Source organism: Metabacillus malikii (assembly GCF_030813355.1).
In the GTDB taxonomy this organism is placed as follows: Bacteria; Bacillota; Bacilli; order Bacillales; family Bacillaceae; genus Metabacillus; species Metabacillus malikii.
Map to the genome: position 1 here is coordinate 41,352 of NZ_JAUSUD010000011.1, position 13,828 is coordinate 55,179.

Below are 13,828 nucleotides of genomic sequence, written 5' to 3' on the forward strand. Positions count from 1 at the left end.
GCCATATATAAAATTACTCCGTTCCTATTTTATCTCACTTCGTTAAAAAGAGCCATCATTCATTACATTTTCTTGACAACTAATTATTACTTTTTATATTTGGCTGTTTTAGTAAACATTGTTGCTTGAAACTTAGTTGTCGTTTAGGGTTTGTCTCCTCTTGCAGTACTCACGGATTGCGGGATGGAGACCACTGAAAAAGTCTTGTTTATAGAAAAATAGAATATATCTTACAGAGTTGACGTTCAGTTTGGTTGCAGCACGAGTACTCGCTTTCCGCGGGGTGGGGGCTGAGCCTCATAGCTCCTTGCGGTCACCTCCCCTACGATAAGTCATCATCGATTCGCCATTCGGCTCATCGTGATTCCTTTGGTCTTAGTCGATGCCCCTCCAGTTTGTACGTCGATGGGCAAGCCGCCTACGCCTTTCGTATTCCTCAGCGTAAACGCCTGCTCACGTCTCAGCTCTCCCACGCATCCCGCAGGAGTCTCTCAGGTCAGCTCCAACCAAACTTTACGTAGGATAAGCACATTAAATGTACAATAAATTACTTAAAACTAGATACTTATCTGAAATCAGTATACTTTTTCAGTGGCTTCAGCGGGATGGGTGGTGAGACTGATTTATGGGAAAACAAATAGGTACATGAAATACAACAATTAAACAGAAAGAAAGCGTGACACATTTAATATGTATGCCAAGCTTTCCTAAGTTATCCATTTATTCCTTTTTCTCACCTAAATATACACGCACTGTTGAACCCTCTTTAACCTTTACACCATTACCTGGGGATTGTTGCACAACGACATCTCCTTCTCCAGATACATCTAATTTTAAGTTAACAAATTGCTCTGCTAATTCCTGTTTAGTTAACCCTATAATATTCGGAACCTCAACAAGTTTTGTGTCCAGCCATTGATATTCTTTTTCAATTTGTTCTTTCCTCGGCTTTACACCTAATTCTGGTAAAGTATCTCTCATAATATTTCCAACGATAGGTGCCGCGACTGTTCCTCCAAATTGGATAGTACCTTTCGGATTGTCTACAGCGACATAAACAACAATTTGCGGATCATCAGCAGGAGCAAATCCGATAAATGAAACGATATGGTTATTTTCCATATACTTTCCATCTTTTACCTTTTGGGCTGTCCCTGTTTTCCCTCCGACACGATAGCCATCAACATATGCATTACGACCTGTCCCTAAAGCAACAACACTTTCCAATGCATAACGAATTTCTTTAGACGTCTCCTCAGAAATGACTCTTCTTTTAGCTTCAGGAGTTTTTCGAGTTATTACTTGATTCGTAGTTGGATCAACCCATTCCTTCGCAATATATGGAGTATATAATATCCCACCATTTACTGCTGCAGAAACAGCAGCAACCTGTTGAATTGGTGTAACGGAAACCCCTTGACCAAAGGCTGTCGTTGCCAATTCTACTGGTCCGACTTTGTCAGGATTAAACAAAATGCCTCGTCCTTCACCTTGTAAATCAATCCCTGTTTTTTGACCAAAACCAAAATCCTTAATATATTTAAACAGCTTTTCTTCTCCTAATCTTTGTCCTAACTCAACAAATCCAGGGTTACACGAATTTTGGACAACTTCTAAGAAGGTTTGATGGCCATGACCGCCCCTTTTCCAACACCTTAGTCGAGCGCCATCTACTTCAACAGCACCATCGTCATCAAAAGTATCCTTTTTAAGGTTCACCTTTTGTTCTTCAAGTGCAGCTGCGAGCGTAATAATTTTAAATGTCGAACCAGGCTCATAGTTACTCCAAACAGGTAAATTACGGTTATAAACAGTAGGGTCTACTTCTCGAAATTCTGCCGGGTCAAAATCCGGACGACTTGACATCGCTAGGATTTCTCCATTATTTGGATTCATAGCAATCGCTATAATCCCATCTGGGTTATATGTAGCCTGAACATTGTCAAGTTCGCGCTCCACAATTGTTTGAACTCTAGAATCTATCGTTAGTTTCAGATTGTTTCCATCAATTGGTGGTGTATAATCATCTGCTTCATCAGGCATTCGTTGACCTTTTGCATCTGAGAAAAATTTAACATAACCTTTCTTTCCTTTTAGCTGTGTATCATAGTATGATTCCAATCCTAGTAAACCTTGATTATCTATCCCCGCAAAACCAAGCACATGTGATAAGTAATTGCCAAATGGATAATATCGAATGGAATCCTCTGCTATATACACTCCTTTTAAATTCAACGCTCTTACTTCATTCGCTTTTTCATGTGATATTTTTCGACCTTCAGGGTTTAATTGTTGGATGGATACTCTTTTTGTCACATGTTGATACGCTTTTTCTTCAGACATATTTAATACAGCCGCCAACTTTCTCGCTGTCTCAGCAGGATCCTCAACCTGTCTTGGCACTACGTAAACGGTAGGTGCACTCATATTTGTCGCTAATTTAACACCGTTTCGATCCAATATCTCGCCCCGTTCAGGCTCAAACGGTATATTTCTGCTCCATAAGTCTTTTGCACCAGAAGTCAATGATGAACCAAGAAAAAATTGAACATATCCTAGACGTATGTCGATTATGAAAAAAATCAGAAAACCTGCTAGCAACGTGAGTACAAGTCGTTTTCTAACCGTTACATTTGATACACGCATCTCTTTTACTCCTCCTTGTCTAGGCTCGTTTCAATATATGCTTGTACATTTTAAGTTAGAACAAGGAAAGGACTAGGTTTGAAACATGCACAATTGTTATTTTCACTTTATACGTAATTCATGTGACACTAGGGTGCACTTTACATATTATGCTTGTTTTCATTAATATGAAAAGGCTAATCCGAAATTGGATTAACCTTCATTTTTGTCAGATTTATCATTATCAGTACTTTGTTCTTTCTGGTTAGTATCACTCTTCAAGGTAACTTGTAATACATCACCTTTTTTTACAGTACTCCCCTTTTTAATCCCTTGCTTTACTACATATCCCGAACCTTCAGTTTGTATTGTTATTTCTAATAGATTTCCTAACTTCATTAAATCTCGTTTTGACCAACCGGAGAGGTCAGGCATTAAAGCTTCTTCAGTTGTTTTTAATAATACCTTCTCATTTAAAATCATTTCTGTACTAGCTTTAGGATAGTGAGCAATAATTTGTTTTCCTGTACCGATAATAATTGGTTCAAGACTTAGTTCTTCAAGTTGCTTCACAGCTTCCTCAGTGGTCAATCCAGCCAACGAAGGTAGGTTCATTTCTGAAGTCTCCACTTGTTTGCTTATACCACCTTCATTCGTTGGAGCAATTTGCATATATTTCAGGCTATTTTCCATAACTGTATTGAAAATCATAGAAACTGGAGTGCTACCTGCCTCTCCTTTTAACTTCGGTTGTTGGACAGCTACGTACACAATTAACTCTGGATTCTCGGTAGGAGCCATTCCTAAGAACGAAAAAATATGGTTATCATTTCCGGATAGGTATCCACTAGATGTAGAGATTTGTGCTGTACCGGTTTTTCCGGCAATGTTGTACCCTTCAATCCTAAATGGCTTCCCTGTCCCTTTTTCAGAGCTTACAACTGAATCCAATATCGATAAAACGCTATTTGCAGTTGCTTCAGTAATAGGCTCGGATACAATTGTTGGTTCTGTTTCTTTAACGACCTTATTTGTGTCTGCATTCGTGATTTTTTCAATAACATATGGTTTCATCATTTTTCCACCATTTGCAATTGCAGTAGCCGCTTGAATTTGTTGAATTGGAGTAACAGCTGAAGCTTGACCAAATGCTGTTGAGACTTTATCCCGATGAATATCAAAGTTAATCTTACTAGATGCTTCATCAGGCAAATCAATTCCTGTTTTAGCGACAAATCCAAATTTATTAAGATATTGATATAACCTATCTGTTCCTAATAACTGGTCTGCAATAATTGAAAATCCTACATTAGACGACCGTTGGACTCCTTCATTATATGTTATAGGCCCCCAACCGTTACCATGGTTATGGTCCTTAATATCTGGTCCATCAACAGCATATGTTCCAGATTGAAAAATTGCCTCACCATTGTATACACCTTCATTAATGGCCGCGGCCAATGTAAAGATTTTCATCGTAGAACCAGGTTCGAAAGGATACGAAACAACATCATTGTAGTAAGAAGTAATATCACGTTTATTAGGGTCAAAACTTGGCCGTTGTCCCATTGCTAATATTTTGCCTGTCTTTGGATCTGCAACAACTGCAATAATTTTTTCGGGAGAGTACTTTGTAACGACTTGATTCATCGAATCTTCTAAAAACGTCTGAATCTTTTGATCGATCGTTAAGTGGACGTTGTTACCATTTTTCGGAGCGATGATCTCATCCTTACTATTCGGCAATCTCCAACTATATCCATCCTGTTGATATTTAACATAACCATCTTCTTCATGAAGGTACTTATCTAATGTTTTCTCAAGCCCCATCATCCCTTTTGTTTCATTTGTTTCCTCGTCTTTTTGGGCATAACCGATTAGATGAGAAGCAAATAGACCGTTAGGATAGAAGCGTTGTGTATCACGTATGAACGTAACACCAGGCAATTGTAAATCTTCAATTTTTTCCTTCAATGAGTGTGTTATATTTCTCCCAGCAGAGCCGAATTCTACTTGATACACATTTTTCTTTGACAAAATTTTAACAACATCACTTATTTCCAAATTAAGTAATGGCGCAAGTTGTTGAGCCGTTTTTTGTATGTCGACTACATGTTGCGGAGTATCAGGATTTGTCGTTAGTTGGTCGTCTAATATCGCAATTAATTTATAAGTTGCTTTATCCTCCGCGATGACTTTACCATTTGTATCGAGAATAGACCCACGTGTTGCTTCAATCGGGCGTTTGCTTTCATACAGCACCTCTGCACGTGCAGCCAGTACTTCACCGTGAACAGTTCCTGTTGCTTGTATATATAAGAAACGTATAAATACTAGTAAAAAGAGGAAAACAAATAATAAGGCTAAAATGGCTGCTCCTCTATTCATATTAAGATTTTTATTTGTCGCCTTCATACGCGTCTCCTTTAAATAGAAAGTTGTTTAAGAGCTAAAGTATCTAGGTTGTTAACTATCATTCTGTAATTTTTTTATTATATCATGAAAATTTATTTTCAATAGATTTTCATGTTAAAAATTCATTCGTGATACATGCTGCTATTTGCACTTAACAATATTCACGTATCTGACTGGAATCTTACCTAAAAACGACTAATCTAAATGAACAAGAAAATTATGGTACCGACCCATAACTGAGTACAACTAAAAAGCCCGTACTTAACCTATGAAAAAGAGCCGGCTCTTGGAAAATCATCAAGAAGCACAGCCCTATATAATCTATTATTCTTGTACACTTTTTACATTATTCTGGTTTAAAGTCAATCCAAATTCTTTTGCTTTATTCCATATACGATCATATGTACTTAACTCTTCCACTTGTACCTGAAGGTCACTAATAAGTTTTGTTTTCTCCTCAATTTTCGCTTCAGTTCGCTGAATTTCCATATTAGTTTGATAGACAGTATAACTCTTTGCAAGTATATTCACTGCACCGACAACAAACAAGACAATAAACAGGATGATTAGCATTTTTTCACCAATTGTAATCGTTGCTCTTCTTCTTACAAGTATAGGCTCTGGTACCGGTATTTGTTGTTGCTGTTGTTGGTGTTGCTGTAGTCGTTGTTGTTCTAATTTCGTAGCTAAATTACTCATTAATGATACCTCCTTTTTCTAAGACGATAATTTCTGAGCCCGCAACACATTGATGTTAGTCTAGCGGGCGTATGGTCAATTATTAAATGATAGATAAACTAATATCGACTAGCTTATTCATGGATTTTTTCAGCTATTCTTAATTTCGCTGACCTTGCCCGGTTATTTTCCTCTAATTCGATTTCAGAAGGAACAATAGGCTTTCTAGTAATGATTTTTATTTTTGGAATATACTCATCTGGCAAGAACGGCATATTCCGTGGAATTTCAGGTGGTGTTGCTGCTTCTTTAAATGCAGATTTACATATTCTATCCTCTAAAGAATGAAATGTAATGACACTAACGCGACCTTCTACATTCAACAACTCCATTGACTGCCTAATTGCTTCTTCAAAAACTTTTAATTCATCATTTACTGCAATCCGAATAGCTTGAAACACTCGTTTCGCAGGATGACCACCTTTTCTGCGTGCTGGTGCAGGAATAGCCTCCTTTATAAGTTCAACAAGCTGTCCAGTCGTTTCAATTGGTCCTTTTTCACGAGATGCTTCAATTTTTCTAGCGATTTGCTTTGAAAACTTTTCTTCACCATATTTAAAAAAGATTTTCACTAACTGTTCGTAACTCCATTGATTCACAACATCAAATGCCGAAACTTCTGATTGCTGATCCATTCTCATATCTAGAGGGGCATCATGATGATAACTAAATCCTCGTTCAGGAGTATCTAGTTGTGGAGATGAAACACCTAAGTCGAAAATAATTCCATCAACCTTACTTACACCGTACTCAGCAAGTTTATCCTTTAAAAATCGAAAGTTACTTTTTATGAAGGTTACTTTCCCTTCATGTTCTGCTAATTTATTTTTGGCATTTAAAAGAGCAATGTCATCTTGGTCAAAAGCATATAAATGTCCATTGTTAGATAGCTTTGATAATAAATATTGACTATGACCAGCTCCACCTAACGTACAATCAACATAAATGCCCTCTGGCTTTACATTTAACCCTTCGACTGTTTCTTTTAACAATACAGTTGTATGTTCAAACATGTTGTGTACCACCTTTTCAAATTTCAAATCCTCGTCTTCTAGCTTGTCCACTTTGTTACATATTTAGCTTAAGGGAATATTAGATATCGAAATCAATCATGTTCTCAGCAATTTCTTCAAAAGAATCCTCTTGTTCAGAAACATAACTCTCCCAAGTGGACTTGCTCCATAATTCAATACGATTTGAAACTCCGATAACAACGCATTCTTTTTCTATTTTTGCATATTGTAAGAGCGGTGTAGCAATATTAATACGGCCTTGCTTATCTAATTCGCATTCAATTGCACCAGAAAAGAAAAATCGTGTAAATGCACGTGCATCTTTTTTTGTTAATGGGAGTGCTTTTAGCTTTTCCTCTATTATTCTCCATTCACTCATTGGATAACCAAACAGACATTGGTCAAGTCCTCTTGTTAAAACGAATGAGTCTCCAAGGCCTTCCCTAAATTTAGATGGGACAATCATTCTGCCTTTAATATCAATGGTGTGATGGTATTCTCCCATAAACATGCACGTTGCCCCCACTTTCTCTCCTCAGCTCACCACTTCCCTCCACTTATCTCCACTTCTATTCTACATTTCTTTTCATAAAAAAAAAACCCTGTATTAACAGGATTTTTCAAAAAGTTTTATTTAAATTTTGACAATTTTATGTTTTCCATTAAATGAATATGACAAGTTCAGCAACTCTTCAACAAAATTCGGTCCAAATTTGTTTAGATAGTAAAAAACATTCCACATTCTTTCTTGTGGTACTAAGTTAGGCAATAAAGATAATTCAATTTCTTTAAACTTTGTTAATTGAATTTCGTGTATTTGTTTAACACGCTTTTCCACATTACGATTAAAGAAGTCTAATTGCTGAAGAATAAACATACCATTCTTTTCTAACATTGGTTGCATACTTTTATCAATTTTTATAGCCTCTTCTAAAAGTTCCTTGTGAATCTTTGCAATTTCTTGTTTTGCGTTAGATATTAACGGATCAATATTTACTGGTGTAGCCGCAGCCAAATAGTCAGTGACAGCTTGATTAATACCGTTCTTGAGTACAGTTTCGAGCGATAATTGTGCTTCATTAAGATTCCTTTCAATTGACCTTTCCAAAAACGTTATCATCAAACGAGGGAGTACTGGTGGCATTTTAATTTCCATGATTGAAAAAGCTTGTTTTAATTCTGCCCAATACGTTACCTCGCCTGGACCTGCAAAAAAAGCAAGTGTCGGAAATAAATATTCCTGCATGAGTGGTCTTGTCACTACATTATTGCTTAATTTTTCTGGATAAGATTCGATTAAATGATGTAACTCTTCTTTCGTTAAAGTTAATCCAATCTCAGGTACTAAAAATTCATTTTCGCCTTTCCTTTCCATAAGGAACCTTTCACCGTCATGATGATAAAATAGGTTTGCACTATTTTTGCCCATCTCAATAATAGGTCGGTATTGTTTATCCCTCATCATTTCTTGTTGTGCAGTAACCGCTTCATATATTCTTTCATTTTGATTAATAATGGCATGGAAACATTGCTTTTCTAGTTCACGTAATTTTGGATCTCCAGAATTTATTAACACTAACCCCTCATGTTTAAATAAATCCATGATGATATATTCGAAAAATTCAACATATGTAGTAGATTTTTTTACATAGTTCTTTAAATTATCAATAAGGGAATTTGTATGATCGGTTTCACCAAACTGGACAAATACATCATCAAGCCATTCTAGCACTTTTCTTTGATTCAATAACATGTCAGAAACTGATTGTTTTTTTAACGGAGAATCCTTGATCGCAATTTTTTTTGGTATTTTATTCTTTGATGCAAAAATATGATTAATTTCCGCAAAGTCATGATCTTCACCAGCAATCCAAAAGACCGGAATAACTGGTATCCCTAGTTCTTCCTCTTGTTCTTTTGCGAAAACGACAATTGATAATATTTTATGGATTGTGTATAAAGGACCTGTTAATAAACCAGCTTGTTGACCGCCAATTACGACTACACTATTCGGGTCTTTTAATTTTTCGATATTAGCTATTGTTTTTTTGTTTTGATTAGAAAATCTCGTTGCATACTGCATAAGATATGCAGATAGCTCTTCACGTTGAAATGAACGATTTTTTAAATCTGTTGCCCTTTCTTTAAATGACTGTTTATTACAAATATCATAGTCAAAAAAAGCTGGGATATGTAATTGATTATTCATCAAATCGTTAACAAGTTGGTTTGAAGAGTGCAGGGAGAGTTCAAGAATCTCCATTCTGTAACTTCCTTTCTAGATATATGTCATTAAGTAGCCTTTTTACTTATCATACAATGTGTACATGCATAATCATTGAGCGTTAAAGCTGCTTTTGGTAAACATTTTTGCTTTTTTACTGAGTTGTCGATATAGGGTATTCCTACGCTATAGCCAGCGTTCATTACGTCTCCTACTTACAAACTACCTGAGTATTATCTATAAACATTCATACGTAAACTGGGATAAATTCATCATAATGCTTAATATTATCTAGATAATCAATTAACTTATTATTTCAGTTTTTGTTAAGTACAAATTGATAAGGTTGATTTGAGATTCCAAGACCCTTGCATATGTTACACGACAAGGACCTCTCGTGTAGAGTCACAGAGACCATTCTTAATCACCTATCTATTTGTAAAAAGTAACTTACTTACAGAAATATCCTGTTTACAAATTAGTTTATATTTCATACACATATGAAAGTGGTACCAAAAATGAGTATAGCATTTTAGAAACTGAAACGAAAAAACTTTGCTTAGTTTTTTCAACAATTTTTAATATTCATTATATTTCAATTCTACTCAATATATATATACATATTTTGTCATGATTGTTTTAGTAATTTCCTCTCAATAAGTTAAGTATGTAAACTGATGCTATCTCCATTCTCCATCCCTTTAATCGCCTGAAACAAAAACATAATGGTAGGTATATCCAATTGCCGTTTATTCGCACAATCAATAATATAACCTAAAATTGCATCTATTTCAGTTTTTTTACCTCTTTGAATATCTTTATACATTGATGATTCGTTTTTTGCTGTTAGTTTACAAACTTTTATTATATGTTCCCAATACGACTTTTGCTCTTTTAAATCCAAAGCACTATGGACTTCTTTATACACGGTTTGCAATATCTTATAAAAATACTGATTTTCTAGCAATTGTCCATTGTTTATACGTAATACTGTTGTTATTGGATTTATAGTCGCATTAATGGCTAACTTTCTAATCAACATTTCTTTATAATCCGACTCGTTTATAATTTGAAAATTTGGTATATTTCGGCTTAATAATGATTCATGTTGACTTTGTTTTAAAACTCGATAGTTAGCAATTTTGGTCACCCCTATTCCACTATGTCTTACAACATCATCTCGTTCTCTCATTGCACCATGTTCTGACACACCTAACAATATTTGATGTGTGTTTAAATCTTCAATCAATGATAAATGTGACATACCATTTTGTAAAAATAATATTGTTCTTGGAGAAAGTTCCTTAAGCGATGCAATTATTTCATTTAACTGGTATTGCTTTAGTGTAATAATTAACAACTTTTCCTTATATTTTCTTGAAGCCGTTGCTGCCACCGCATTTGTTGTATATGATTCATCATTTCTTAGTAGAGTTAGTCCACTTTGTCGAATTGCTTGTGCTTGTGCTTCTCGATTTGTATAAAGCGTTACATTATGTTCTTTTGCTAAATAATAACTATATAGGAGTCCAATTGCCCCTCCGCCAATAATTCCTATTTCCACCATTACACCTCTTTTATAAACATTTGCACTTGAAACCATCATGGCTTTTTCAATGTCTTAATACAATCACCAATCGCTGACCAGACTCATTCTGGTATTAACTTCAAGCAGTTCAAAACATGGAGGCAACATGCCTAAGGTTACAAACTGAATGGGCTTTAATTATCCATGATGAACACGTTTCCGAATTAACTACCACATAGTGAATGATGTGAAGTGCATTTATAGTATAATCCTCACTAAAACAACCGCTTTCGACAAATTCCCGTAGTATAACTTTCCAAAGCGACAACTATGTAAGCATTAATATTCCTAAACAGCCATTATATTTTGAGCGATCATCTATCGTTCATCAAATTGTAAGCGCTAATACTTCTTTAAGTTATTTTTATATATAAGCATGATATAATCATTTTAGTCATATTTCTTTTCAAATCAAGATAATCTTAATTAACCGTGTTTATTATGTCTTTTAATAGTTAAGCTTAGATTCACCGCCAACTAGTTTAGTTGTAGCATTTCAAAGATAGATTTTTTTAAATTATATCACTGGTTTGTTTTGTGTGATTTTATAATTTCTATCTCTGCCGAAGATTGAAGAATTTAAAGTTAAAGATTTTCATATCTCAAAGTAATCACCATCAATAACTTTTATAAGAATGAGGGGGATAAAAACATGGTAAGAGTAGAGAGATTATTAGTCAATTATAAAACTTTAGAGGAATTTAAAAAATTTAAAGAATATGGACTCCAAGAACTTTCTATGTTAGAAGATCTACAATCAAATATAATTGAAAATGATAGTGAATCACCATTTTACGGGATATACTTCGGGGATAAATTAGTAGCAAGAATGAGTTTATACCGTGTTGATAAAAAGTTTGATTACTATTTTAGCCCTAAACAAGATTTTTTAGAGTTATGGAAACTAGAAGTATTACCAAATTATCAACAAAAAGGCTTCGGTAGAGAACTTGTTAACTTCGCGAAGTCTTTTCAACTCCCAATCAAAACGAATCCAAGAATCAATTCTAAAGATTTTTGGTTAAAAATGGGATTTACCCAAGTGAAATATGATATGGATAGAGATAAAGGAGAAAATCCTTTAGTTTGGTATCCTAAAGGTGTTAGCGAACAATAACAAAATGATTTATAAATGTCAGGACCCGCTACCAAACACAGCTATATATAATGTCGCTTGTCTGACTAATCTATATAGTGTGTTTGATGGGTCCGATGCTATTGTTTTAGTCATCCTTAAATACTTTTATTTAGTTTATTCTGTTAAACATTCTAAGTCGGAATATCTTTAGCTTTTCACGTATCTTATACAACTTACGAATAATTTATTTATTATATCAATTGTGTTAAGTATTGTTTAGAACATTAAATATAATTATTTCTCAACTCTTTCAAGGTTACCATTTTTATCCATTTGGAATTTTACTTTACGATTCCGTTCATCTTCCTGTAATATAACCATCTTTCTTGCTCTATCCATTATTTCAATTAAGGCATGATAATCCTCTTCCATAATTTCTAAATTTTTCATTAAAGAGTTTTTTTCTTGCTCAAGTACTTTTACTTTTGTTTCCAGATCAACAATGATTTGTTTTAAGCGTTTATTTTCTGCTTCTACTTCCTTAAGAGATGGGGCATCTTCATATTGTTGTAAAAACGTTATTAATTCCTTTATTGTATTTTTTGAACTTGCACTAGGGGTAGTGTCATCAATAGCCTCCATTAACACTTTCTTTGGCTCACTAACTTCTTCCTGTACTGCTTTTCTCAATTCTTTTCGTTGTTTTTTTGCGAGTTCTATCCCTGTTTTATATTGTTTGCGAACATGGGAATTCCAACGAAAACCACATGCTGCGGCTGTTCTCGATAATTTCCTCCCAACCTCTTCAAAAGCTGCTAATTGGGTTTCACCTTCACGGATATGCCTTAAGACAATTTCAGCCAATAATAAATCTTCATCCTGTGTCCATGCATCTTGACGAGTAGTAGTCATCCAAAATCCCTCCAGTAGTCACTTTTTTTCTATACATATGCAACTACTAGAAAAGATAGACTAACATAATAATCTATTACTCGTAAAACAAATGTGATTTATTTTGGATAAACTATTATTACCTTTTAAATAATCTGGAATGACCCACGAATTTTACTATGACGACAGCTTAGCTGGTTGCAAAAGCTCGCTTTACCATATCTTTTTGAGGGGTACTAAGATCGTTCAAATCAAAAGCACAAAAAAATAGTAAGTTAACACTTTTCTTTAGTATCCAAAAACACATATCAACTATATATTCCATCCTATTCCATCCGTTAGCAGCATAAAAAATGACAAAAAAAAAGAGCAAGGATATTAAAATCCCCGCTCTTTTTCTTAAATCCTTAATTATTTACTGATTACTTCTTTTCCTTTGTATGTTCCACATGCTTTACATACACGGTGAGCTAGTTTGCTTTCACCGCAGTTTGGGCATTCTACCATACCAGGCACTTGTAGTTTAAAATGTGTACGACGTAGTCTTTTTCTTGTTTTAGAAGTTCTTCTAAAAGGTACAGCCATTATTCCCACCTCCTTAAAGAGCATTTCATTGCTACATAATCCAATAGCACGCACTGTTCTGTAATAAGCTAACAAAAATTATTGCTTATCTTGATCGAAAAATTTAGCAAGCTCTGCAAGTCGTGGGTCAATTTTGTTGTTATTCTCATCCTCTGAGATAACTTCCCAATCTTTCCCTGACTGCGGTGCAGCATTATCATCTTCCGTTACATCATCACAGAATACCTGCATAGGGATTTCTAGTAGAATCATTTCCTTGATAATGGGAATTAAATCAACAACATCACCATTAACAAGATAATAATCCTCATCCGTATCATAATCTGCTGGTTTTAATAAAAATGTCTCTGTCGTATCAATTGAAAATGGATAGTTTACATCCACTAATGTCCGAGAACATGGTAGAACCATTGATCCTGAAATTGTTAAATGAAATGTAACTTTCGTTGCACTTATATCTGCTCGTCCTTTAACAGTCACAGGAGAAATATTGCGTATTTCTTGTGAGCTTGTAACGATATCACTTAAATCAATTTCTTCGTCAAATGACAACCCCTTGCTTTGCAATTGATGTAGTTGACTTATTGTCCATTTCAATGTATATCACCTCAAGGCAACAAAGGTAATTATAGCCTTCGCATTTATATTTGTCAATGTTTTTTCTTTACAGT

General features: G+C 34.8%; 12 protein-coding genes. 1 reads left to right on the forward strand and 11 read right to left on the reverse strand.

All coding sequences use genetic code 11. The annotated features are described in order from the left end of the window. Positions 1-335: 335 nt before the first annotated feature. The 8 genes from J2S19_RS11965 to J2S19_RS12000 all read right to left on the reverse strand — a co-directional run bounded on the left by J2S19_RS11965 (position 336) and on the right by J2S19_RS12000 (position 10,579). Positions 336-473, reverse strand: a complete 138-nt coding sequence (locus J2S19_RS11965; RefSeq protein WP_307337710.1) for a hypothetical protein — start codon at positions 471-473, stop codon at positions 336-338. Between the two features lie 247 nt (positions 474-720). Further along, on the reverse strand, positions 721-2,646 hold the full coding sequence (locus tag J2S19_RS11970; RefSeq protein WP_307341919.1) for a stage V sporulation protein D: 1,926 nt from the start codon (positions 2,644-2,646) through the stop codon (positions 721-723). A 192-nt stretch (positions 2,647-2,838) separates the two neighbouring features. Beyond that, entirely contained in the window at positions 2,839-5,040 is a 2,202-nt protein-coding gene (locus tag J2S19_RS11975; RefSeq protein WP_307341922.1) for a penicillin-binding protein, read from the reverse strand. Between the two features lie 324 nt (positions 5,041-5,364). Continuing rightward, entirely contained in the window at positions 5,365-5,739 is a 375-nt protein-coding gene (ftsL, locus tag J2S19_RS11980) for a cell division protein FtsL (RefSeq protein WP_307341924.1), read from the reverse strand. Between the two features lie 113 nt (positions 5,740-5,852). Then, positions 5,853-6,791, reverse strand: a complete 939-nt coding sequence (rsmH, locus tag J2S19_RS11985; RefSeq protein ID WP_307341927.1) for a 16S rRNA (cytosine(1402)-N(4))-methyltransferase RsmH — start codon at positions 6,789-6,791, stop codon at positions 5,853-5,855. Between the two features lie 79 nt (positions 6,792-6,870). Continuing rightward, the gene (gene mraZ, locus J2S19_RS11990; protein WP_307341930.1) at positions 6,871-7,302 is read right to left on the reverse strand and encodes a division/cell wall cluster transcriptional repressor MraZ; all 432 of its coding nucleotides are present in this window, start codon (positions 7,300-7,302) and stop codon (positions 6,871-6,873) included. Positions 7,303-7,425: 123 nt separating this feature from the next. Continuing rightward, a complete protein-coding gene (gene bshC, locus J2S19_RS11995) occupies positions 7,426-9,054 on the reverse strand; it encodes a bacillithiol biosynthesis cysteine-adding enzyme BshC (protein ID WP_307341933.1) in 1,629 nt (542 codons plus the stop codon). 622 nt (positions 9,055-9,676) lie between these two features. After that, positions 9,677-10,579 (reverse strand): 2-dehydropantoate 2-reductase, encoded by a 903-nt coding sequence (locus tag J2S19_RS12000; RefSeq protein WP_307341936.1) that lies wholly within the window; start codon positions 10,577-10,579, stop codon positions 9,677-9,679. A 676-nt stretch (positions 10,580-11,255) separates the two neighbouring features. Between J2S19_RS12000 and J2S19_RS12005 the strand changes: the two genes are divergently transcribed. After that, positions 11,256-11,720 (forward strand): N-acetyltransferase, encoded by a 465-nt coding sequence (locus tag J2S19_RS12005; RefSeq protein WP_307341939.1) that lies wholly within the window; start codon positions 11,256-11,258, stop codon positions 11,718-11,720. A 255-nt stretch (positions 11,721-11,975) separates the two neighbouring features. Here the strand turns inward: J2S19_RS12005 and J2S19_RS12010 are convergent, their stop codons facing one another. The 3 genes from J2S19_RS12010 to J2S19_RS12020 all read right to left on the reverse strand — a co-directional run bounded on the left by J2S19_RS12010 (position 11,976) and on the right by J2S19_RS12020 (position 13,754). Then, positions 11,976-12,593 (reverse strand): RsfA family transcriptional regulator, encoded by a 618-nt coding sequence (locus J2S19_RS12010; RefSeq protein ID WP_307341941.1) that lies wholly within the window; start codon positions 12,591-12,593, stop codon positions 11,976-11,978. Between the two features lie 390 nt (positions 12,594-12,983). Beyond that, positions 12,984-13,157, reverse strand: a complete 174-nt coding sequence (rpmF, locus tag J2S19_RS12015; protein WP_095298890.1) for a 50S ribosomal protein L32 — start codon at positions 13,155-13,157, stop codon at positions 12,984-12,986. Positions 13,158-13,235: 78 nt separating this feature from the next. Then, entirely contained in the window at positions 13,236-13,754 is a 519-nt protein-coding gene (locus tag J2S19_RS12020; protein WP_307341944.1) for a YceD family protein, read from the reverse strand. Positions 13,755-13,828: the final 74 nt, after the last annotated feature.